The organism is Curtobacterium sp. MCLR17_051, assembly GCF_003234395.1.
In the GTDB taxonomy this organism is placed as follows: Bacteria; Actinomycetota; Actinomycetes; order Actinomycetales; family Microbacteriaceae; genus Curtobacterium; species Curtobacterium flaccumfaciens.
In genome coordinates, this window is sequence record NZ_QKTA01000015.1 from 59,612 (window position 1) to 80,695 (window position 21,084).

Consider the following 21,084-nt stretch of genomic DNA (forward strand, 5'->3'; position numbering starts at 1 on the left):
CGCGCGTGGACACCCTCGTCGTCACCCTCCGCGTCGCGCTCTCGCTCGGCGTCGTGCTCGCCCTCATGTGGGTGCTGCACCGCGCGAGCCGCAAGCGCTTCTCGGGCAACCCGTCGGGCCGTCGTGCCGCGACCGTCGAGGTCGTCGGTCGGCAGGGCATCGGCGGCAAGGCGAGCGTCGTCGTGGTCGACGTCGAGGGGGAGCGGCTCGTGCTCGGCGTGTCCGAGCACGGGGTCAACCTGCTCACCAGCGGGCAGGCGCCCGCGCCGGAACTCACCATCGTGACCGGACCGGTGGCGCTGCCCGTGCGTCCCGCCCCGTCGGCCGACGCGTTCGGTCGGGAACTCGCGCAGCAGTCGGACGCCACCACGGGCCTCCCGGCAGACACGGACGACGTGACCCGCACGACCGACGCGACCAGCGCCGTCGCGCCGCTGCCGATGCGCCCGCGCAACCGTCGCCCGCAGCGCGCCGTGCCGAGCGCCCAGCAGCTGCAGGGCTCGATCCTGTCGGTCGACACCTGGCGCCAGGCCGCCGCCGCGCTGCGGAACCGGCGGGCCGGGTGACCGCGGCAGGGCCGCACCGGCTGGCACGGTCGGGTCGACTCGTCGCCCTCGTCCTGCTCGGCCTGGCGGTCGTGGCCGGGTTCCTGATGCTCACGACGACCGGTGCGCACGCCGCCGGTGTCGTCGAACCCACCGCCCCGGCGACCCCGACCGCCCCCGCGACCGGTGACTTCAGCGTCAGCGTGAACGGCCCGGACGGCACCCCGTCGTCGGCCGTGGTGACGCTCATCGGCATCACGCTGCTGAGCGTCGCACCCGCGCTGATGCTCATGATGACGTCGTTCACGAAGATCTTCGTCGTGCTCGCGATGACCCGGAACGCGCTCGGGCTGCAGTCCATCCCGCCGAACCAGGTGATCGCCGGACTGGCGCTGTTCCTGTCGCTGTTCGTGATGGCACCGGTGCTCGGGCACATCAACGACGACGCCCTGCAGCCCTACCTGGCCGGCCACCTCGACTTCAACCAGGCCGTCGAGATCGGCACGAAGCCCCTGCGGACCTTCATGCTCCACCAGACCCGCGACGAGGACGTCGCCCTGATCACCCGCGCCGCCGGGCTGGACAACCCGAAGTCGATGGCGGACGTGCCGATGACGACGGTGATCCCGGCGTTCATCATCTCTGAGCTCCGCAGCGCGTTCATCATCGGGTTCGTCATCTTCATCCCGTTCCTGGTGATCGACCTCGTCGTCTCCGCGGCCCTGATGTCGATGGGCATGATGATGCTCCCGCCGGTCATGATCTCGCTGCCGTTCAAGATCCTGCTCTTCGTGCTGGTCGACGGCTGGGGCCTCATCATCACGTCGCTCATCGAGAGCTACCACGTTGTCTAGGGGGCACGCATGAACCAGCAGGCCGTCATCGACCTCGTGCTCCAGGCGCTCCTGGTGTCCGGCAAGCTCGCCGCCCCGGTGCTCGTCACCTCGCTCGTCGTCGGCTTCGCGATCTCGCTGTTCCAGTCGGTGACGCAGATCCAGGAGGTCACGCTCTCGTTCGTGCCGAAGGCCGTCGCCGTCGCGATCGCCCTGGTGGTCTGCGGCAACTGGATGATCTCGGAGATGATCGCGTTCACGCACGTCGCTTTCGACATGATCCCGAAGCTGCTCGGGGCCGGTTGATGGAGCTCAGCATCGACGCCGACCGTCTGGAGGCGACCATGCTCGCCGGCGTCCGGCTCGTCGCGTTCTTCGTCATCGCGCCGCCGTTCTCGTACCGGGCGTTCCCCGGCACCGTCAAGGTGATCCTCGGGCTGGGGCTCGCCATCGGCGTCGCCCCGCGCGTCGCCGTCGGCTACGAGTCGCTCGAGACGGGGCCGTTCCTGCTCGCCCTGCTCACCCAGCTCGTCGTCGGGCTGTCCCTCGGGTTCCTGGTGTTCCTGGTGTTCGCCGCCGTGCAGTCCGCGGGTGCGCTCATCGACCTGTTCGGCGGGTTCACGCTCGCGCAGGCGTTCGACCCGCAGTCCCAGGTCAACGGCGCCCAGTTCACCCGCCTGTTCCAGATGACCGCGCTCGCGCTGCTCTTCACCTCGGGCGGCTACCAGCTCATCGTCGGCGGCCTGGTGCGGTCGTTCGACGCCGTGCCGCTCACCGGCACCTTCGCGGTGGACGGGCTCGCGTCGATGCTCGTGACCGCGATGTCGCAGATGTTCCTCGCCACCCTGCAGATCGCCGGACCGCTCGTCGTCGTGCTGTTCCTGGCCGACGTCGGCCTCGGGCTGCTGACCCGCGTGGCACCGGCGCTCAACGCGTTCCAGATGGGCTTCCCGATCAAGATCGGCCTGACCGTCCTGTTCGCCGGCGCGCTCTTCATGGCCCTGCCCTCGGTGGTGTCCTCGCTGACCGGCGACGCCGTCGAGGCGATCACGGGACGGGGGTGACGACGTGTCCGACAGCGGAGAACGTTCCGAACAGGCAACCCAGCAGCGGATGCGCGAGGTCCATGAGAAGGGCCAGATCGGTCGCTCGCAGGACCTCGGCGCGTGGATCGGGATCGCCGTCGCGGCGCTCATGATCCCGGCCGCGATCGGCAACGCCGCGGCCGCCGGACAGGACCAGCTGCTCGCCGTGCAGCGGGTCATCGAGGACCCCGAGCTCGGTGCCGTGCAGGCCCTGCTCGCCGACGCCCTCGGTTCGATGGGCGCGACCCTCGGCCCGATGCTCGCGGTCGTCGCGGTCGCGGTGCTCGCCGCCGCCGTCACCCAGGGCGGGGTGCACTTCCGCAAGATGACGCCGCAGCCCGACCACTTCGATCCCGTCGCCGGACTGAAGCGCGTGTTCGGCACCCAGGCGCTCTGGAACGGCGCGAAGGCGCTGCTCAAGACCGCCGTCGTCGGACTCGTCCTCTGGTTCGCGGTGCAGGGGCTCATGCCGGTCCTGATGACGAGCGGCTCCCTGCCGCTGTCGGCCGTGCTCGAGGCCGCCGCCGCCGGGTCCGGCACCCTGCTGCGCGCCGCGATCGTCGCCGGGCTCGTCCTCGCAGCCCTCGACGTGTTCGTGGTGATCCGCCGCAACCGGAAGCGCACGATGATGACCAAGCGCGAGGTCAAGGACGAGAACAAGCGGAGCGACGGCGACCCGCTGGTGAAGTCGCAGCGACGCTCCCGTCAGCTCGCGATGAGCCGCAACCGGATGATCCAGGCCATCGGCACCGCGGACGTCGTGATGACGAACCCGACCCACTACGCCGTCGCGATCAAGTACGAGCCGGGGAAGTCCGCGCCCCGGGTGGTGGCGAAGGGGGCCGGTCCGGTCGCCGACGTGATCCGCGCCCGTGCCGAAGAAGAACGCGTGCCGATCGTCCGCGACGTCCCGCTCACCCGGGCCCTGCACGCCGCGTGCGAGCTCGGGCACGAGATCCCCGTCGACCTGTACACGCCGGTGGCCCGCGTCCTGTCCTTCGTGATGGCGCTCAAGGCCCGTGGCACCGCTGCCGGCACGCACGCGCCGCCACGGCCGACCACCCCGGACGAGGTCGCGAGCGTCGTCGACCCCGCCACCCTGACCGGTGACCTCCGCCCCCGCAGGCTCCGCACACCGCGCACCGCAGAGAACCAGACCGAAGGACTCCCCGCATGAACCGCAAGGACCTGCCGAAGCTCGTCGTCCCGGTGTTCATCGTCGGCATCATTCTGCTGCTGATCCTGCCGGTGCCGTCGTTCCTGCTCGACTTCCTGATCATCATCAACATCCTGCTGGCGCTGGTGATCCTGCTCACGACGCTCTTCGTGAAGAAGCCGCTCGACTTCTCGGTGTTCCCGTCCCTGCTGCTCGTCGCGACGCTGTTCCGGCTCGGCCTCAACGTGGCGTCCACCCGGCTGGTGCTCGGCGAGGGCTTCGCCGGTGACGTCATCCAGGCGTTCGGCCACGTCGCCGTCTCCGGGTCGATCATCATCGGCGCGGTCATCTTCCTGATCCTCATCGTCATCCAGTTCGTCGTCGTGACGAAGGGTGCCGAGCGCGTCGCCGAGGTCGGGGCACGCTTCACCCTCGACGCGATGCCGGGCAAGCAGATGGCGATCGACGCCGACCTGAACGCCGGGCTGATCACCGACCAGGAAGCCAAGGAGCGCCGCGCCGCGGTGTCCGCCGAGGCCGACTTCTACGGCGCGATGGACGGTGCGTCGAAGTTCGTCAAGGGCGACGCGATCGCCGGCATCCTGATCATCATCATCAACCTGATCGGCGGCATCGCGATCGGCATGCTGCAGAACGGACTGTCCGCCACCGACGCTCTGTCGAAGTACGGCATCCTGACGATCGGCGACGGCCTGGTCACGCAGATCCCGGCGCTGTTGATGGCGGTGTCGACGGGCATGATCGTCACCCGGTCCGGCGCCGAGTCCGAGATGGGGTCTTCGGCCGCGACCCAGCTGTCGCAGTCGCGGAACGCCCTGATGATCGCCGGTGTCGCCGCGATCGCGATGGGCTTCATCCCCGGCATGCCGATCCTGCCCTTCCTGCTCGTCGGCGCGACCCTGCTCTTCACGGGCTGGCGCATCGGCCGGAACGCCGCCCGGGCCGAGGCCGACGCCGCCCAGCAGCAGGCACTCGCGGCCGCGGCACCGACCGGCGACACCCCGGAGGACCTGCTCGAGCAGATGCGCGTGCACGCCCTCGAGATCCTGCTCGCCCCCGACCTGGTCGACATGGTGTCCGGCGCCTCCGACGACCTGCTCGGCCGGGTGCGTGCGCTCCGCCGCAAGATCGCGATCGACATGGGGATCGTCGTCCCGCCGGTCCGCACCCGCGACTCGATCGACCTGCCGCCGTCGACGTACGCCATCCGGATCGCCGGGGTCGAGGCTGGTCGGGGCACCGCGCCCGCCCGCAGCGTCCTGGCGCTCGGCGACCACCTGGACGGCCTGCCCGGCACCTCGACCGTCGAGCCGGTGTTCGGCCTGACCGGCAAGTGGGTGCCCGCCGAACTCCGGCACGCCGCCGAGATGACCGGCGCGACCGTGATCGACCGGGTCTCCGTGCTCGTCACCCACCTGCAGGCGGTCATCGGCGACAACGCCGCGCGCCTGCTCACCCGCGAGGACGTCAAGGTCCTGACCGAGGGGGTCAAGCAGGTCAACCCCGCCGCGGTCGAGGAGCTCGTCCCCGGCATGCTCTCGATGGCCGAACTGCAGCGGGTGCTGCAGGGCCTGCTCGCCGAGCGCGTGCCGATCAACGACCTCGGCCGGATCTGCGAGGCCCTCACGCTCCGCGCCAAGGTGTCGACCGACCCCGAGGGGCTCGTCGAGTCCGCCCGTGCAGCCCTCGGACCGGCCCTCGCCGCCCGGCACACCGATGCCGGCACCCTCCGCGTCATCATGATCGACCCGATGCTCGAGCAGTCGATGCTCGAGGGGCTCCGGCCGTCCGAGCAGGGCAGCCAGATCGTGCTCGACGCGCACCGCATCGAGCAGGTCCTCGGCTCCGTCCGCGACGCCGTGCGCTCCGTGGAGGACCAGGGGCTCTCCGCCGTCCTGGTCTGCGCCCCGCAGCTCCGCCCGGCCGTGCACCGCATGGTCGCCGCCCAGTCGAACGGGCTCCCGGTGCTGTCGTACCAGGAGGCCACCGCCGCGGGCTCCACCATCGAGACCGTGGGAGTGGTCCGTGCCGCCGACCCGATTGCAGCGTAGCGGCGCCACGCTCGAGTCCGTCCGCGACGCGGTCCGGACCGAGTTCGGTGCGGGTGCGCGGATCGTCGCGGCCGAACGCGTGACCACCCCGGGCTTCGGCGGACTGTTCCGCAAGGCGCACGTCGAGGCCACCGTCGAGGTGCCGGAACCGGGGGACCAGCCCACCGCCCGGGTCGTCATCGCCGACTCGCCCGTGCAGCGCGTCGGCATCGCCGCGCTGCTCGCCGACGCCGAGGCGGCCGAGGCCCGCATCGCCGGCACCGACGGCACCGCGACGACGCGGGCCGACGCCTTCGCGTCGGTGCTCGACGGGTTCCAGGCGGACGGGATCACGCCGAGCGCCCCGCGCCCGACGCGCGCGCCGGCCGAGCCGGACGCGCCCACCGGGGTCGACCCGCGCCTCCAGGCCGCCGCCGACGCGCAGACGGTGGCCGACACGCAGGCGGTGGCCGTCGCGCAGCCGGTCGTCGAGACCCGGTCGGGAGGCCCGTCCCGCGTCCTCGACGCGCCCTCGCCTGCACCGGTGGGCCGGCCCACTGCACCGGCCGTGCGGTCTGCGGACGGCGACCTGGTGCTCCTGGTCGGGCGGCCGAACGACGTCGACGCCGCCGCCGGACTCTTCGCGGTGCGGCACGCGCTCCGCCCGACGGACGCCGCCGACCGCCGTGCAGCGATCCTGGCGCGGGCCGACGGTGTCAGGGACGGTCACGCGGTGCTCGCCGTCGCCGCGTGGGACGACCGGGCGACCGGCGACGCGCTGCAGGCCGACCAGGTGTGGGTCGTGGTCGACGTCGGGCGGAAGCCGGCGGACTCGGCCGCGATGGTGTCCTCGGTGGCCTCGCGGCTGCCCGTGGTCGGTGTCGTGGCGATCGGTGCGGGGGAGACCGCCACGCCCGGGTCGGTGGACCTGCTGGGGCTGCCCGTCGTGTCGCTAGGCTGAACCGGTGCTGGTACTCACGCGGAAGGTCGGCGAGCGGATCCTCGTCGGCGACGACATCGTCATCACGGTGCTCGACTCCCGGGGCGACGGCGTCCGGATCGGCATCGACGCCCCGCGCGGTGTGAAGATCCAGCGCGAAGAGGTCGTGCGTGCGGTCGCCGAGGCGAACGCCGAGGCCGCCGCCGCCGGTGACGACGCCGAGGCGCAGTTGCGCGCGGCGCTCGGGGCGCGTGGCGGGGCTGCCGCGGACGGCTCGACTCCGTCGGAGCCGACCGACTCCTAGCCGTCCGACGCAGCCACGCCCGTCACGGGCGCGGCTGCTCGTCGATCACGGCTGCGGCTGTGTGTCCGTCACGGGCGGGGCTTCTTCTCCTGTTCGGGCAGCCGGCCGGCGGCGGCCTCGGCGGCGAACCAGGCACGTGCCTCGTCCTGTCGGGCCTGCTCCGCACCGAGCGCGATCGGCGCCCGGACGTGACCGGGCTCGTACCCGAAGGTCTCGATCAGCTGCGGCACGATGGGCCGGACCCGGGCGACGAGCCGGTCGATGTACGCGGACACCGCACGGGCCCGCTGCGCCGACAGTCGGCCGTGCAGCAGGTACCAGTCCAGGTGCTGCTCGAGCAGGCCGAGCGCGAACAGGTCGCGCAGCCAGACGAGCACGCGTCGGGTGTCGCCCTCGGTGACCTCGTCGAGCGCCTCGGTGAAGGCGTCCCACTGCATGAGCTCGGCGTGCGCCTTCGACGCCTCGATGAGCTCGTGCTGCGAACGGTTCAGCAGTCGGGCGGCGCGGGCGCGGTCCTTGCCGGCCGACGCCAGGCGCATGCCGATCTCGGCGACCATGGTGTCGACCCGACCGGCGAGCAGCTCGCGCTGCGTGCGGGGGTCCTGCAGGTCGGCGACGCTGGCGGCCAGGGACCCGCGGTCGGCCACGGTCTGGCCGAGGCGGCGGATGCCGGACGCGTCGGCCAGCTTCGACGCCGCGACGGCCGCCACGAACTTCGCGGTGGAGGCCGGGTCCTTCGGGGCCTTCGCGCGGAACTCGGTGAGCAGGCGCTTGCCGACGAGCTGCAGCAGCACGGTGTTGTCGCCCTCGAACGTCACGTAGACGTCGAGGTCGGCGCGGAGCCCGGTCAGACGGTTCTCGGCGAGGAACCCGGCACCGCCGCAGGCCTCGCGGGCCTCCTGCAGGGTGTCGAGCGCCGACCAGGTCGACATCGACTTGAACGCCGCGGCCTGGGTCTCCAGGTCCTCCCGGCGCTCCGGGGTGTCCTCTCGCCCGCTGAAGACGTCGTCGAAGGTGCGCAGGAGCTTCTCGTGCGCGAACGACTGCGCGAACACCGTCGCCAGGCGCGGGATGAGCCGGCGCTGGTGCCGGCCGTAGTCGAGCAGCACACCCTCGGTGCCGTCACCGGTGGGGAACTGCCGACGCTGCATCGCGTACGTCAGGGCGATCTGCAGCGCGATCTTCTGGGCGACGACCGCGGCGCCGTCGAGCGACACCCGGCCCTGCACCAGGGTGCCGAGCATCGTGAAGAACCGGCGGCCCGGCGAGGCGATCGGTGACGAGTAGGTGCCGTCCGCGGCGACGTCGCCGTAGCGGTTCAGCAGGTTCGTGCGGGGGACCCGGACGTGGTCGAACGCGAGCCGACCGTTGTCGATGCCGTTCAGGCCGCCCTTGGGACCGTCGTCCTCGCCGCTGACCCCGGGCAGGAACGCCCCGTCGGCGTCGCGGAGCGGGACGTAGAACGCGTGCACGCCGTGGTCGACACCGGCGGTCACGAGCTTCGCGAACACGACGGCGGCGTGCCCGTGCAGGGCTGCGTTGCCGATGTAGTCCTTCCACGCACCGCGGAACGGCGTGTGGATCTCGAACTCCTCGGTCGCGGGGTCGTACGTGGCCGTCGTGGCGATGCTCTGGACGTCCGAGCCGTGGCCGGTCTCGGTCATCGCGAAGCAGCCGGGGACCTCGAACGAGACGATGCCCGGCAGGAACTCGCGGTGGTTCGCCTCGGTGCCCAGGTGGTGCACGGCGGACCCGAACAGTCCCCACTGCACTCCGGCCTTGATCTGCATCGACGGGTCGGCGACGACGAGCTCCTCGAACGCCGCCAGGTTGCCGCCGTGGTTGTCCTGGCCGCCGAACTCTGCGGGGTACGGGCGCTGGATCGCCCCGGCGTCGACCAGGGTCCGGAGCTGCTCGAGCACGCGTGCCCGGTGCTCGGGGATCGGCTGGCCCTCGATCTTCTGCATCGCGGGGTCGAGCGCGAGCCGCCGGGAGATCCGGCGGTCCTCGGCCCAGCGTCCGAGCAGGAGCTCCTGCACCAGCTCGACGTCGATGCGGACGTCGGTGTCCGTCCCGGCGGTCGGGGTGCCCGCTGCCGGGTCGCCGGCGGCGTCGGCGTTCGGCGCGGCGTGCTGCGCGGCGTTCTTCGCGTCGACGTCCGGCGCGGTGTCGCTGCCGCTGGCGGGGGTGGTGCGCTGGGCGGGTGCGGTGTCGACCATGGGCGGAGTCCTCCTGAACTGCGGTGTCCGTGTTGCACCGTCCACGCTAGACACCGGTGCCGACAGTGGCGGGAACGCCGTGCGGGCCGCACAACCCCGTGTCGCCGGTGCCGTCACGAGGTCGTGGGAACCCTCCAAAGACATGAGCGGGGTTCGACGATTGGGCGTGCCCACCCGGCCAGGGGCAGACTGGCCGCCATGTCACGTACCACCCCCGCGGACCGCGAAGGCCGTCCCGGACGCACCTTCTTCGGGCAACCGTTCGAGCTCTCCACACCGTTCGCCGTGGAGCTCTGGGAGCGATTCTCGTTCTACGGGATGCAGGGCATCGTCCTCATCTACATGTACTACACGGTCACGCAGGGCGGCCTGGGGATCGACAAGGGCATCGCCACCGGCATCATGGGTGCCTACGGCGGCGCGGTGTACCTGTTCACGATCATCGGGGCGTGGATCGCCGACCGGCTGATCGGTGCGGACCGGACCCTGTTCGGCAGCGCGATCGTCGTGATGCTCGGGCACATCGCCCTCGCGCTCATCCCCGGGGTGGCCGGGGTCGGGGTCGGCCTCGTGCTCATCGCGCTCGGCTCCGGCGGGCTCAAGGCCACCGCCACCACGATCGTCGGCGGCCTCTACAGCCGCGAGGACCCGCGCCGCGACGCCGGCTTCTCGCTCTACTACCTCGGCGTGAACCTCGGGGCGTTCTTCGGACCGCTGCTCACCGGGCTGCTGCAGAGCTCGCTCGGCTTCCACTGGGGCTTCGGCCTGGCTGCCGTCGGCATGGCCGCGGGCCTGGTGCAGTACGCGATCCGGCGGAGGAAGCTGCCCGAGGTCGTCCGCCACGTGGCGAACCCCGTCGACCGCCGCCGTCTGCCGCTCATCGGCGCCGGCGTCGTCGTCGCGCTCGTCGTCATCGTCGTCGCCGTGCTGACCGGCCTGCTCAACGTCGGCAACCTGCCCACCGTCGTGGTGGCGGTCGTCGTGCTGGCCACCATCGGCTACTTCGTCGTCATCCTGTCGAGCGGCATCACCCGTGACGAGCGGTCGCGGGTCTTCGCGTTCATCCCGCTGTTCATCGGCAGTGCCGTGTTCTGGTCGCTCTACCAGCAGCAGTTCACCGTCGTGACGGTCTACTCCGACGAGCGCCTCGACCGCTCGCTGTTCGGCTGGGAGATGCCGGTGTCGTGGGTGCAGTCGATCAACCCGGTCTTCATCATCGTGCTGTCCGGCGTGTTCGCGGCGCTGTGGACCAAGCTCGGCGACCGCCAGCCGTCCACCCCGACGAAGTTCGCCCTCGGCACCGGGATCATGGGGCTCGCGTTCCTGCTCTTCCTGCCGTTCACCGGCTCGGGCGAGAACGGCACGCCGCTGCTGGCGCTCGTCGGCATCCTGCTGGTCTTCACGCTCGCCGAGCTGCTGCTCTCGCCGGTCGGCCAGTCCGTCGCCACGAAGCTCGCGCCGCCGAAGTTCCAGACCCAGATGGTCGCGCTGTTCTTCCTGTCGGTGTCGCTGGGCACCGCCGTCACCGGGGTGCTGTCCCGCTACTACGACCCGGCGAACGAGGCCCCGTACTTCACGATCCTCGGTCTGGTCGCCGTCGTGGTGGGCGTGGTCCTGCTGCTCCTGGCCAAGCCGGTGCTGCGGCTCATGCGCGGCATCCGGTAACCTGAGCGGAGCCACACGCCGACGCAACCAAGGAGTCACCACCCATGCTCGAACTCATCGCAGGGATCATCATCGGCGTCGGCGTCCTCGGTGGCGTCGGGTGCTGCATGGCCGTCGCGGCCATGATGAAGAGCGGCTCCGAGGAGTACTGAGTCCCTGACCCGGACTACTCGCCGCTGTCGGTCGTGACCGGCACCAGCTGACGACTCAGGACGGTCGCGCGCTCGAAGGGGCCGCGGCCGTCCTTCGTGTACGCGGGCTCATCGAAGGCGACGGTCCACGTGCGCGGTGTCCCGCCGATCTGACTCCCGCCGGGAGCCACGATCACCCCGATCGGCTCGTCGGCCCACTGCTCGCCACCGCGATCGGTGTCGATGACCTGCACGAGGGCACCGATGCCGAGACCGGGAGCGTCGTCGGGGCGGGGACTGGGGGAGCGGCGGCGTCCGAACACGCCATCACCGTAGCGGCGAGTGGTCATGGAACGTCTGTGCGGCACCTGTCGACACGCTGACGGCCCGGCCGCCGGGTGGTCAGGACGCCCCGCCTGCGGCGCGTCGAGTGGCCACGAACCGTCGGCTGCGGCGCCGCCAGGCGACGCGTCGTGACCGCTCGGCGGAGGTGAGCGGGGTGTTGCGACCGGCGGAAGGGCGGCCGGGAGGCCCGTGGCGGGCCCGCACCGCGCCTCCAGGCCGCTGTCGGTCGCGACCAGAGCGCGGGCCGGGTCGTCAGGACACCCCGCCGACGACGCGTCGAGTGGTCACGAACTGTCGGCTGCGGCGCCGCCATCCGACAGTTCGTGACCCCTCGGCGAACCCGAGCGGGGTGTCTTGACCAGCCGACACGCGCGACCAGACCCAACCCGCGTCAGACGGCGGCCGGCTCCACCCGGGCGATCTCGGTGATGGACGAGTGGCCCGTCTCGGGGTGCTTGCGCATCGACAGGAGCCGCTCCATCGACGGTTCGAGTGCCGTGACCTTGTCGAGCGGCGCGCTCACGACGAGCTGGAACCCGAGCCGGAGCCACGCGGTGACCGCACGGCCGGCGAACTCCGAGTCCGCCTTGATGAACGCCTCGTCGAGGAACACCGGCGCGAACCGGGGCCGTGGGCGGGTCTCGTCACCGAGCTGGTAGCGCAGCGCGGCGCCGACGATGAACGCCACGAGCTCCTGCGTCTCACCACCGGACTTGTCGCCGAGCGACGAGTACACGCCGAGGTCGTTGCCGTCGGTGTCGTACCGAACGGCCGTGATCTCCATGTGCCGCCGGACGTCGAGCACCGCGTCGCGCTGGGTGGTGCGGCCCCGGGCGGCGTCCGGGTCGGGCCGGATGACCGCCATGAAGCGCCGGAGCCGTCGGAACCGGGTCTCGAGCACGTCGTCGGTCAGCTCGGTGTCGACCGAGGCCGACAGCGCGCGGAGTTCCCGACGGAAGGCGGTGACGTCCTCGCGGGTGACCCGGCGGATCTGGATCTTCAGGCGGTCCCGGTTCGCGCCGAACGGCAGCTCCCGCAGGATCTCGTTCACCGGCTCGAGGCGCTCCTCGATCTCGACGACGGCGCGGTCGAAGGCGCCGGCGAGCGGGACGAGGTCCTCGCCGCTCCACTGCGACAGGCGTCGACGCCACTCGCTCCGACGCGCGTGCAGGCCGGTCGCCACGATCTGGTCGAGGATCGCGTGGTAGTCCGGGTACGACGCGACGCCCGTGCCGAGGTTCGGGTCGGGCCAGGCGTCCTGGTACCGCTGGAACGTCAGCGTCAACGAGGTCGAGGCCGCCGCGGCACCGTCGAGCGCCTGCGTGAGGCGCTCCTCGAGCCGGCGCTTCAGCCGTCGGGTCGCGTCGTCGAACCCGTCGACGCCGTCCGGGGCGCCGATCTCCTCGAAGGTCTCCTCGAGCAGGCGGGCCTGCTGGTCGTCCGGCAGCGAACCGGGCGAGGAGTCGAAGCGCTCCAGGATCTCGGCGGCGGCGTCCTGGCCGTCGACGAGCACCGCGTGGCGCTCCTCGAGCCGCTGGACGGACAGCCGTGCGGCGGAGCGACGGTCGGCCGCCTCGTCGAGGGACTTCCGGAGCCGGGCGACCGAGGCCCGGAGCGTCCGCAGGCCGTCGTCGGCGGCGAGCAGCGCCTGCCGTTCCTCGTCGAGCCGGGCGAGGGAGGTCCCGAGCCCGTCGACGTCGATCGCGGCCCACGTGACGTCGACCACGTGCTGGTGCGCGGCGCGGAGCACGTCGAGCGCGGTGAGGTCCTGCGCGACGTCGGTGCGGCGGGCCTCGAGCGTGGCGAGGTCCTGCGCGATCGAGGCGAGCTCCTGCTCGACCGCGGCGACGCGGGCCTCGTTCGTGAAGCCGATGACGTTCGACTGGCGGCGGTCACCGTGCGCGCCACGACGGCCGTCGCGGAGCTGCCCGGACTCGGTGACCCGGCGGCCACCTCCGCCGAGGTCCGACGCCGAGGCGACGCAGCGGGCGTCGGTGCGGTCGGACTCGATCCGCTCGCGCACCCAGGTGCTGAACGGGGACGGCTTGATGGCGAGCTTGCCGGAGACCATCGCCGGGTCGCCGTCGAGGTCCAGGTGCGGGCCGGTCGGCACACCCTCGAACTGCACGCGGACGGGCAGGCGGAGTGCGTCGATCGCCTCGCTGAAGTCGCCGAGGCGGTCCTGGTCGACGAGCAGCGTGCGGGCGACGGGCGCCAGGACGGACTCGATGGCCGTGCGCCAGCGCTCCTCGCCGGGCAGCACGTCGAGCAGTTCCGCCACGAAGGGCAGTTCGGCCGGGTCGATGCCGGTGGCACGGGCCATCGCGAGCCGGGCCTCGTGCATCGGCAGCGGCATGGCGCCCTGCCGGTGCTCGAGCGACTGGCGCTCCTGCCGCAGGGACCGCTCGCGGTCGAGGAGCGGGTACTCCTCGCGGGTCAGGGCGTCGCGGCGCTCGTCGAGGGCGGTGCGCGCGTCGGCGTACGACCCGAGGAACTCGTGCGAGGCGCGCTGCGCGGCGGTGAAGTCGGCCTCGGTCGCGACGGACGTGCCGAGCACCGCCGTGCGCTCGTCGAAGGTGCCACGGGTGCGCACCACGGCGTCGCGCTCACGGGTGAGCCGTTCGATGCGGTCCTCGAGCTGGGCGAGCGCGTTGCCGCCCTGGTCGCGGAGCCGGGCCTCGGCGTCGCGCAGCTCGATCTCGACGGCGGCGTGCCGGGCCTCGGCCGCGGCGACCTCGGCGCGCGATGCCGTGCGCTCCCGGGCGTTGCGCGCGACCTCGGCGTCGAGCAGATCGCGCTTCCGCGAGGCCGTCCAGTGTGCGAACGGCGACACCTCGGCGCCGGTCGCGATGCCGTCCAGGGCCGCTGCGGCCTCGGTCGCTCGCGAGATCTCGCCGTGCAGGTCGGTGATGGGGGAGAGGATGCGGACCTTGCGCTCCTCGGTGTCCATCGCCTCGTACGCCTCGTCGAGGGCGGAGAAGTGCGCGAGGGCCCGGTCGGCCGCCTCGTACGTGCCGGGGGTCTCGAGCACGAGCGACTTGTACAACGCGTCGACGGTCGGCAGGTGCTGGCCGGCCTGGATCCGGGCGAGCAGGCGCATCGCCCGGTTGCCGCCGCCGGAGTCGCCGATGCCCAGCCGGGTCTGCAGCGTGTACGCGAGCTCCTGGTAGGTGTCGCGGATGACGAGCCCCGGCACACGGCCGGTCAGCTCGAGGTGGTGGAACCGCGACGGCACGAACTCCTCGAGCCGGCGCAGGTCGAAGGTGTCGTCGACCGTCGCCATGGTCATCTGGATGTCGCCGACCCCGCGGGCGCGCTTCGGCACGATGTACGCACGCAGCACCGTGAAGCGCCGCTCGTCGTCGTTCCGGAACGTGACCGCCGCCGCGCCCCAGGTGGTCTGGTCGTCGCCGCGCAGGTTCACGTCGCGCAGGCTGCCGGTCTCCGGGTCGCGCCGGGTGTCGACCTTGCCGCGCAGGTACGTGAGCAGGTTGCGCTGGTCGGCGCTGCGGGCGCGGCCGGTGGTGGCGTCGTTCGAGGCGCCGTTGAACGGCACGTCGGACGGCATCATCACGGCCAGGTAGGCGTCCATCAGCGTGGACTTGCCGGTGCCCGAGGCGCCGGAGATGAGCGTCGCCGTGCCGGACAGCTCGACCTGCCGGTGGCCGTGGAACCCACCCCAGTTGACGACCTGCATCGACTCGGCGCGCCACTGCGCGACCGTGTCGAAGAGCGCCGGGATCTCGAACGTGTCGGTCACGCTTCCGTCTCGCCTTCGTCGTCGGTGTCGGTCTCGGCTTCGCCGTCAGTCGGGAGGCCCGGGTCGTCCCCGTCCGTCGGCTCGCCGCCCGGGTTGGTCGCGTCACCCTGCGCGGTGGTGGTCCGCAACCAGGTGTCCAGTTCGAGCAGGCGCTCCAGGGGGAGCAGCACCTCGACGACGCTCGCCACCCGGAAGCGGTCCGGGTCGGAGGTGCGGATCAGGATGCGTGCTGTGACGAGACGCTCGATGGCCTTCGCGACCCGGCCCTCGTCGCGGGTGCGGTCGGTCGCGGTCGCCGGACGGAAGCCCGCCACGTGCCCGAGGATCTCGGACCGGTCGACGACGACCTGGTCCGGGCCCGGTCGGGCGTCGGCGCGCAGGCGCATCCGCAGGTAGACGAGGACGATCGTCTCCTCGCGGGTGTACGGCAGGTCGCGGAGCAGGGTCGGGAACGTGCGGCGCTGGCTCTCCGACCGGGCCTGGCGCTTCCAGGCGACCTCGCGGTCACGGTCGACGTGCAGCTCGAGGAACAGGTCGTTCAGGCGGGACCGCAGCTGGTACTCGGCGTCGAGCACCGCGCGCCACTCGTCGGGGTGCGTGCGGGAGCTGACGTACGAGTGCCGCAGCAGTGCCACCAGGGCGCGTCGCTGGTGCTCGTCGAGCCGGCCCTCGTCGCCCTCGAAGAGGGCGAAGCTGGACTCGTCACGCTCGTCGTCCTGCATCACGGATGCGGGGTCGTCGTAGGGGACCGTGTCGTCGACCGGTGCCGGCGTCGTGTCGCTCACCGTGCCTCCTGTGCGTTCTCGTCGTGTGCGTCGCCGACCGGACGGTGCTCGTCGTCGAGCGCAGCGGTGGGCATGTGGAAGGTGATCGCGGTGCCGTCGGGGCGGACCGTGCGGTGCTCGGCGACGTGCGCGGCGGACTCGAAGTCGTCGCGCCCCGTCAGCAGGTGCGCGAGGCCGAAGAGCTCGACCGGTCGGCGCTGCTCGGGCGGCAGCCCGTGGAACGCGTCGACGCTGGAGTCGGCCTCGGCGAAGCGGAGTGCCGCGCGCAGCTCGGTCAGGAGCGGCCCGCCGTGCATGCGGAGCATCTCGACGTCGAGGTCCTCGAAGACGTCGTCGTCGGGTTCCTCGATGGGCGGCGGCACGGACTCGGCGTCCGGGTCGTAGAAGCGCTCGCGCAGCGTGCCGACCTCGGCGGCCGCCGGTAGCAGCGGCAGCGGGATCCGGTCGCGTGCGCCGCCCTGGTCCATCAGGGTGGCGAGGCCGCGGTTGATCGAGCGGAGCACGGCGTCGAGCTCGCGGTCGCGCACGACGTCGTGGGCCACGATCTGGTCGCGGAGCGTGGCGGTGAGCTGACGGCGCTGGGCGAGGACGTCCTCGATGCCCTGGCGCAGGATCGTCACGGTGTTGCGGAAGGCCCGACGCTCGCCGGCTCCGAGGCCCTGCGCGAACGGGTGCGCCAGGATCGTCGCGATGTCGTCGCGGAGCCGCAGGAGCAGGGCGTCGTCGCGGAGGAGCTCGAAGGCGCCCTCGAAGGCACGGCCCTCGGGCGTCGCTTCCATCAGGTTGTCCGTGCGCGCCAGGTAGTCGTCGAGGATCTCGCCGATGGGGCGGACCTCTTGCCGGAAGTCCTCGACGATCGAGCGGTGCATCGTCGCGACCGCCTCTTCCACGCGCTTGAAGTCGCTCGGCAGCTGCCGGATCAGGTCGGAGATGTTCGTGTACCCGTCGCGCATCCGGTCGTCGTCGACGGCCACGACGTCGTCGCCGTGCTCCAGGCGCTCCCGTTCGGCCTGCAGCTCGGCGATCTGGGCGTCGATCCGGCGGATCTGCACGTCGGGGTCGGGTTCGGCCCGGGCGGCCCACCGGTGCACGGCGTCGACGATCATCGCCAGGCGGCTCTCGCTGATCAGGGCGCGGTCGGCCGACAGCGCGTCGACGATGCTCAGGGCTTCGAGGGCGTGGCTCGTCAGGGAGTACTGCTCGTCGCCGTCGGGGGAGTTCGAGCGGACGAGCCACTGGGCGCCGACCCACTCGCGGCACAGGGCGCGGCCGTTCGGGCGGGCCTCCTGCTCGCCCTCGGTCTGCTCGCTGTCGGCCTGCGCGCTGGCTGCCGGCACCGGCTGGTCGCTCGCGGGCACACGGGCACCCGCAGCCTGCAGGCGCGCGACGTGTTCCTCGACCTGCAGGTGCATGCGGTCGGCGGGGACGTACTGCACGTCGCGATCGAAGACCGTGCGGAACACGGCCAGGACCGTGGCGCTGGTCGGCCGGGACATGAGCCGCAGGGTCGGACGGTCGAGGACCGCTCGGACCCGGGCGAACTCGAGGTCGACGTCGGTCATGCGCCCCTTCGTCCGATCGTGCTGGTGGTCTGGCCCGCGTGCTGCGGCCTGATGAGATGACAAGAGCCCGACGCTGCTGCGTCGGGCTCTTGTCGGTGGTGTGTGTTGCTGTGTGGGCGATACCAGACTCGAACTGATGACCTCTTCGGTGTGAACGAAGCGCGCTACCAACTGCGCCAATCGCCCCCTGCACTGTTCGTGCGGATCGATACTAGCGGAAGTCCGGCGGTGCATCGAACACGTCGCGCGGCCCGGGTGTGGCGCGCTGCCCGCAGGGGGTGTCGAACCGCCCCGATCCGCATGAACTCGGGGGACACGCCCGGTGAACGGGGAGGATTTTGGTGGAAGTGCCCCGGTGCGTATAGAGTTTACGTCGTCGCCGCGACAGCGGAACGACAAGTGCGGATGTGGCGCAGTGGTAGCGCATCACCTTGCCAAGGTGAGGGTCGCGAGTTCGAATCTCGTCATCCGCTCGAGTGTGGGTCTTCTCGAAGGCCCGCGACTCACCAGAGGGTATCCCACCGTTCGGGTACTCACGGAGACGTGAACCTCGATGGTGGGGTGGCCGAGAGGCTAGGCAGCGGCCTGCAAAGCCGTCCACGCGGGTTCGAATCCCGTCCCCACCTCCAGATCCACCCTCCAAGACCTTGATGGACTCCGGTCCACGCAGGGACTTGGGCGATTGGCGCAGCGGTAGCGCGCTTCCCTGACACGGAAGAGGTCACTGGTTCGATCCCAGTATCGCCCACCACCACGAAGCCCCCGGCAGGACCACCAGGTCCGGCCGGGGGCTTTCTTCGTTCCGGTCTGCTCGTCGTTCCCAGTCCGCCAGGACCGCGATGTTCCGTGGACCCCGCCCGGTACGGTGGTGGTCATGCAGATCGGCCGGAGGCGGAAGCGTGCCCGACGCGGCACCACGCCGGTGCTGTTCCACAAGGTCTGCGAGTGGCAGCGGGACGATCGGGACCCCGGTGACGTCGTCGTCGAACGAGGAGTCTGGCTGGCGTTCACCGCGCGCCGAGTCGCGGTCTACGAGTTCGACGGCCGTGACACCCACGCTGCCGTGCTCGAACTGGACGAAGTGCTCGGTCCGACGTGGCAGGAGATGATCGACGAGGCGCCGGCAGAATGAATGGCTCCTGACACACCTGGAACGATTCGCGAGCGGTGTGGACGTCCGCCGGGCGGTGTTGGACGACTACGCCCTCCGACACGGCGGCGGAGCACCGCCGACCATCGAGTGGGCGATCCGGCTGTAGCGACGGAGTTCCCTCGACGGCGACTGGAATGGCCCAGATCGAGTCAGCCGGCCTCGTCGCAGGGCGCGCGGCGTTCGCTGGCCCGCGTGTCGACCACGAGGGGCTGGTGGACCAGAGCGCGGTCGGCCAAGGTGAGCACGTGACCGCCTCGTCGACGACCACTGCCCCTCGGCTCGCTCCGCTGTACGCCGCGGGGTTCGTGACCGCCTTCGGGGCGAACGGCATCGCCGCGGCTGTCGGCGGCGAGCACCTCGAACTGGGCCTGACGCTCGCGTGGCTGGGGCTCTTCCTGGCGCTCTACGACGTCGCCGAACTCGTCCTCAAGCCGGTCTTCGGCGCACTGTCCGACCGCATCGGCCCGCGACCGGTGATCGTCGGCGGACTCGTCGTCTTCGCGGCAGCTTCACTCATCGGCGTCTTCGGGACCGGTCCGTTCTGGCTCGGGCTCGCCCGTCTGCTGCAGGGTGCCGGCGCCTCCGCGTTCTCGCCCGCATCGTCCGCCGCAGTTGCCCGCCTCGTGCCGGCGCACCGTCGCGGGACGTACTTCGGTCGGTACGGCTCGTGGAAGGGTCTCGGCTACGCCGGGGGACCGGTCATCGGTGCACTCGTGGTGCAGTTCGGCAGCACGCAGTGGCTCTTCGGGATCCTCGTCGTGATGGCCCTCGTGACGGCGGTGGCGGTGCTCGTCGCCGTCGAGGCGATCGTGCCCCTGCCCCGGCAGCGGGCCACGCTCGCCGTGATGGTCCGAGCGGCCACGGACCGCCAGTTCCTGATCCCGGTCGTCGTTCTGGCCGTCGGCAGCGCTGCGATCGGCGCGCTGACCGGGATGCTCCCGGCGCTCGGCACCGAGGTCGGTATCCCGCTCCTGGTGTCGACACTCGCGGTCGCCGTCCTCGCGGTGACGTCGTCGCTCGTGCAGCCCGTCGCCGGGCGGCTGCACGACGCCGGGCGCCTCGGTACCGGGGTCGCGGGGGTGGCCGGGACTGCCGCGGTGGCCGCTGCGTTCCTGGTGGTCGCCGTCGCACCCTCGGCGGTGGCCGTCTTCATCGCGGCGCTGCTCGCCGGGGCCGGTGTCGCCATGCTGACACCCGTCGCGTTCGCGCACCTCGCCGGGACGACTCCGCCGGATCGGCTCGGTCGCACCATGGGTTCAGCGGAGCTCGGGCGTGAGACCGGGGACGCCGTCGGACCACTCGTCGTCGGTGGTGTCGGCAGTGCGATCGGGCTGCCGTTCGGGTTCGCGGCCTTCGCGGTGGTGGCGCTCGTCGGGACGCTCGTGGCATCGCGGTTGCCGTCGAAGACCAATTCGGCACAGGACGCGTAGGGGATCGACGAACCCCATCGGGCGCTACGCGTACGGGTCAGCCGACACCGTCCCGTAGGCATTCGTCCGACGTCGACGATCGCGGCGCGCAGCGACCCAGCGAGCCACCGCGAGCGCGAGCAGCGCGGCGGACACCCCGGCGAGCAACCACAACCACCCGTCGTCGTCCTCGATGAGCAGGCGCAGGGCCAGCACTCCGAGCGGTGCTGCCACAAGGATCCGTCGGAGCTCGCGCCACGACGGCTTCCACAGCGTGGTGAGGCCCTTCTTCCACCGACCGACCACGACGTACGCGATCACACATCCTGGGATGCAGAGGGCGAGCCAGTTCGCGACCGCCCGCACCCCGTCGTCGTAGAACGGATGCGCCACTTCGCGGAGGACGCCGCCAGCAGCAGCCGCAACGAGCAGCCCCCACATCCGCGCCTCCCAGCGGCGAGGGTGCCACCAGGGTGTGCGCCACAACGGCACTCGCTCACGGACCTCCGGCATCGCGACTCCTCCCCGGTCGGGCGTCCAGCCTATGCGCGACGTCGATCGACGACGGGACCGAGAGTCTGCCGTCCCTGGCGGGAATCCGGCCCTCCGCGTACGGTGTGACGGGACGAGGCCGACACCGCAGGTCGGTCCGACGAGGGGGCACCATGAAGATCTTGAGCATCGTGGCACGGGGACTCGGAGCGTTGCTCACGACGGTCGCCAAGACGATGGGCGGGATGCTGGGCGCGAAGCCGTACATCGATTCCCACGCGGCGGAGCTCTTGCCGCGTCGTGAGGACTACCGCCCGTAGATCGTTCGCGCCGGGCCACTGGTTGGATGGGCGCATGACGATCGCTCCCGGGACGGCTCCGCACCGGGGCGCAGTGGTCCTGCTCACCGTGCTGGTGATCGCCTCATGGACAGCGTCCGTCGTGGTGCCGGTGCTGATGCTGCGCCTGCTCCTCGGTGTCGACGCGCCGCACGACCGGCTGGTGACGATCGTGTTCGCATCGTTCCTGACCTTCGCCTTACTAGCAGCCGGGCTGACCGTCGGACTGGTCGTCCTCCGCCGATCGCGCAGGGCCGAAGCGCGTCAGCCGTCACCGTAGGATCGTCGAGCCGCATGCAGCGGAACGACGG

19 protein-coding genes and 4 tRNA genes are annotated in these 21,084 nt (G+C 71.6%); 16 read left to right on the forward strand and 7 right to left on the reverse strand.

Features of this window, described 5'->3' with window-relative positions:
* The first annotated feature begins 5 nt into the window (after nucleotides 1-5).
* From DEJ06_RS12880 to csrA, 8 genes are read left to right on the forward strand one after another with little or no spacing between them, the layout of a single operon-like run.
* Entirely contained in the window at nucleotides 6-566 is a 561-nt protein-coding gene (locus tag DEJ06_RS12880) for a flagellar biosynthetic protein FliO (protein ID WP_111039555.1), read from the forward strand.
* Complete coding sequence (gene fliP / locus DEJ06_RS12885; RefSeq protein ID WP_027465540.1) at nucleotides 563-1,399, forward strand: flagellar type III secretion system pore protein FliP; 837 nt, start codon at nucleotides 563-565, stop codon at nucleotides 1,397-1,399. The genes DEJ06_RS12880 and fliP overlap by 4 nt, the downstream gene beginning before the upstream one ends.
* A gap of 9 nt (nucleotides 1,400-1,408) precedes the next feature.
* Entirely contained in the window at nucleotides 1,409-1,684 is a 276-nt protein-coding gene (locus DEJ06_RS12890) for a flagellar biosynthetic protein FliQ (protein WP_017887433.1), read from the forward strand.
* Nucleotides 1,684-2,442, forward strand: a complete 759-nt coding sequence (locus DEJ06_RS12895) for a flagellar biosynthetic protein FliR (protein ID WP_110894673.1) — start codon at nucleotides 1,684-1,686, stop codon at nucleotides 2,440-2,442. The genes DEJ06_RS12890 and DEJ06_RS12895 overlap by 1 nt, the downstream gene beginning before the upstream one ends.
* Before the next feature lie 4 nt (nucleotides 2,443-2,446).
* Nucleotides 2,447-3,640: a flagellar biosynthesis protein FlhB gene (locus tag DEJ06_RS12900; RefSeq protein ID WP_111039556.1), complete on the forward strand. Its 1,194-nt coding sequence runs from the start codon at nucleotides 2,447-2,449 to the stop codon at nucleotides 3,638-3,640.
* Nucleotides 3,637-5,691, forward strand: a complete 2,055-nt coding sequence (locus DEJ06_RS12905) for a flagellar biosynthesis protein FlhA (protein WP_027465543.1) — start codon at nucleotides 3,637-3,639, stop codon at nucleotides 5,689-5,691. The genes DEJ06_RS12900 and DEJ06_RS12905 overlap by 4 nt, the downstream gene beginning before the upstream one ends.
* Nucleotides 5,666-6,631 carry a hypothetical protein gene (locus tag DEJ06_RS12910; RefSeq protein ID WP_111039557.1) on the forward strand — a complete coding sequence of 322 codons (966 nt, stop codon included), beginning with the start codon at nucleotides 5,666-5,668 and terminating at the stop codon, nucleotides 6,629-6,631. Before DEJ06_RS12905 ends, DEJ06_RS12910 begins: the two co-directional genes overlap by 26 nt.
* Before the next feature lie 4 nt (nucleotides 6,632-6,635).
* The gene (csrA, locus tag DEJ06_RS12915; RefSeq protein WP_111030047.1) at nucleotides 6,636-6,914 is read left to right on the forward strand and encodes a carbon storage regulator CsrA; all 279 of its coding nucleotides are present in this window, start codon (nucleotides 6,636-6,638) and stop codon (nucleotides 6,912-6,914) included.
* A 68-nt stretch (nucleotides 6,915-6,982) separates the two neighbouring features.
* On the opposite strand, the gene DEJ06_RS12920 is transcribed toward csrA, so the two are convergent.
* Nucleotides 6,983-9,133: an acyl-CoA dehydrogenase gene (locus DEJ06_RS12920; RefSeq protein ID WP_111039558.1), complete on the reverse strand. Its 2,151-nt coding sequence runs from the start codon at nucleotides 9,131-9,133 to the stop codon at nucleotides 6,983-6,985.
* 198 nt (nucleotides 9,134-9,331) lie between these two features.
* Between DEJ06_RS12920 and DEJ06_RS12925 the strand changes: the two genes are divergently transcribed.
* Nucleotides 9,332-10,798, forward strand: coding sequence for a peptide MFS transporter (locus DEJ06_RS12925; protein ID WP_181436843.1), 1,467 nt, complete (start codon nucleotides 9,332-9,334; stop codon nucleotides 10,796-10,798).
* Between the two features lie 166 nt (nucleotides 10,799-10,964).
* Here DEJ06_RS12925 and DEJ06_RS12930 read toward each other — a convergent pair whose 3' ends face one another.
* The 5 genes from DEJ06_RS12930 to DEJ06_RS12950 form a co-directional block, all read right to left on the reverse strand.
* Nucleotides 10,965-11,279 carry a hypothetical protein gene (locus tag DEJ06_RS12930; RefSeq protein ID WP_111039559.1) on the reverse strand — a complete coding sequence of 105 codons (315 nt, stop codon included), beginning with the start codon at nucleotides 11,277-11,279 and terminating at the stop codon, nucleotides 10,965-10,967.
* A gap of 386 nt (nucleotides 11,280-11,665) precedes the next feature.
* Nucleotides 11,666-15,034, reverse strand: coding sequence for an ATP-binding protein (locus DEJ06_RS12935; protein ID WP_111039560.1), 3,369 nt, complete (start codon nucleotides 15,032-15,034; stop codon nucleotides 11,666-11,668).
* Complete coding sequence (locus DEJ06_RS12940) at nucleotides 15,031-15,819, reverse strand: DUF4194 domain-containing protein (protein WP_111039561.1); 789 nt, start codon at nucleotides 15,817-15,819, stop codon at nucleotides 15,031-15,033. Before DEJ06_RS12940 ends, DEJ06_RS12935 begins: the two co-directional genes overlap by 4 nt.
* Nucleotides 15,816-17,381 (reverse strand): DUF3375 family protein, encoded by a 1,566-nt coding sequence (locus tag DEJ06_RS12945; protein WP_111039562.1) that lies wholly within the window; start codon nucleotides 17,379-17,381, stop codon nucleotides 15,816-15,818. The genes DEJ06_RS12940 and DEJ06_RS12945 overlap by 4 nt, the downstream gene beginning before the upstream one ends.
* A 113-nt stretch (nucleotides 17,382-17,494) precedes the next feature.
* Nucleotides 17,495-17,567 (reverse strand) — tRNA-Val (locus DEJ06_RS12950).
* A 215-nt stretch (nucleotides 17,568-17,782) separates the two neighbouring features.
* On the opposite strand from DEJ06_RS12950, the gene DEJ06_RS12955 reads away from it, so the two are divergent.
* From DEJ06_RS12955 to DEJ06_RS12975, 5 genes are all read left to right on the forward strand, one after another.
* Nucleotides 17,783-17,854 (forward strand) — tRNA-Gly (locus DEJ06_RS12955).
* Between the two features lie 82 nt (nucleotides 17,855-17,936).
* Nucleotides 17,937-18,010 (forward strand) — tRNA-Cys (locus DEJ06_RS12960).
* Nucleotides 18,011-18,057: 47 nt separating this feature from the next.
* Nucleotides 18,058-18,132, forward strand: a tRNA-Val gene (locus DEJ06_RS12965).
* A 123-nt stretch (nucleotides 18,133-18,255) separates the two neighbouring features.
* Nucleotides 18,256-18,513: a hypothetical protein gene (locus tag DEJ06_RS12970; protein WP_146245859.1), complete on the forward strand. Its 258-nt coding sequence runs from the start codon at nucleotides 18,256-18,258 to the stop codon at nucleotides 18,511-18,513.
* Between the two features lie 266 nt (nucleotides 18,514-18,779).
* On the forward strand, nucleotides 18,780-19,964 hold the full coding sequence (locus tag DEJ06_RS12975; protein WP_181436844.1) for an MFS transporter: 1,185 nt from the start codon (nucleotides 18,780-18,782) through the stop codon (nucleotides 19,962-19,964).
* Nucleotides 19,965-19,988: 24 nt separating this feature from the next.
* On the opposite strand, the gene DEJ06_RS12980 is transcribed toward DEJ06_RS12975, so the two are convergent.
* Entirely contained in the window at nucleotides 19,989-20,384 is a 396-nt protein-coding gene (locus tag DEJ06_RS12980) for a hypothetical protein (RefSeq protein WP_111088041.1), read from the reverse strand.
* Nucleotides 20,385-20,608: 224 nt separating this feature from the next.
* Between DEJ06_RS12980 and DEJ06_RS18340 the strand changes: the two genes are divergently transcribed.
* Nucleotides 20,609-20,755 carry a hypothetical protein gene (locus DEJ06_RS18340; protein WP_181436845.1) on the forward strand — a complete coding sequence of 49 codons (147 nt, stop codon included), beginning with the start codon at nucleotides 20,609-20,611 and terminating at the stop codon, nucleotides 20,753-20,755.
* 34 nt (nucleotides 20,756-20,789) lie between these two features.
* Nucleotides 20,790-21,053: a hypothetical protein gene (locus DEJ06_RS12985; RefSeq protein ID WP_146245860.1), complete on the forward strand. Its 264-nt coding sequence runs from the start codon at nucleotides 20,790-20,792 to the stop codon at nucleotides 21,051-21,053.
* The last annotated feature ends 31 nt before the right edge of the window (nucleotides 21,054-21,084 follow it).

Excerpts from the sequence above, each read along its gene's own strand:
- DEJ06_RS12890 (WP_017887433.1), top strand. The coding sequence starts at position 1,409 with ATGAACCAGCAGGCCGTCATCGACCTCGTGCTCCAGGCGCTCCTGGTG.
- DEJ06_RS12895 (WP_110894673.1), top strand. The coding sequence starts at position 1,684 with ATGGAGCTCAGCATCGACGCCGACCGTCTGGAGGCGACCATGCTCGCC.
- DEJ06_RS12905 (WP_027465543.1), top strand. The coding sequence starts at position 3,637 with ATGAACCGCAAGGACCTGCCGAAGCTCGTCGTCCCGGTGTTCATCGTC.
- DEJ06_RS12920 (WP_111039558.1), bottom strand. The coding sequence starts at position 9,133 with ATGGTCGACACCGCACCCGCCCAGCGCACCACCCCCGCCAGCGGCAGC.
- DEJ06_RS12925 (WP_181436843.1), top strand. The coding sequence starts at position 9,332 with ATGTCACGTACCACCCCCGCGGACCGCGAAGGCCGTCCCGGACGCACC.
- DEJ06_RS12930 (WP_111039559.1), bottom strand. The coding sequence starts at position 11,279 with ATGACCACTCGCCGCTACGGTGATGGCGTGTTCGGACGCCGCCGCTCC.
- DEJ06_RS12945 (WP_111039562.1), bottom strand. The coding sequence starts at position 17,381 with ATGACCGACGTCGACCTCGAGTTCGCCCGGGTCCGAGCGGTCCTCGAC.
- DEJ06_RS12970 (WP_146245859.1), top strand. The coding sequence starts at position 18,256 with ATGCAGATCGGCCGGAGGCGGAAGCGTGCCCGACGCGGCACCACGCCG.
- DEJ06_RS12980 (WP_111088041.1), bottom strand. The coding sequence starts at position 20,384 with ATGTGGGGGCTGCTCGTTGCGGCTGCTGCTGGCGGCGTCCTCCGCGAA.
- DEJ06_RS18340 (WP_181436845.1), top strand. The coding sequence starts at position 20,609 with ATGAAGATCTTGAGCATCGTGGCACGGGGACTCGGAGCGTTGCTCACG.
- DEJ06_RS12985 (WP_146245860.1), top strand. The coding sequence starts at position 20,790 with ATGACGATCGCTCCCGGGACGGCTCCGCACCGGGGCGCAGTGGTCCTG.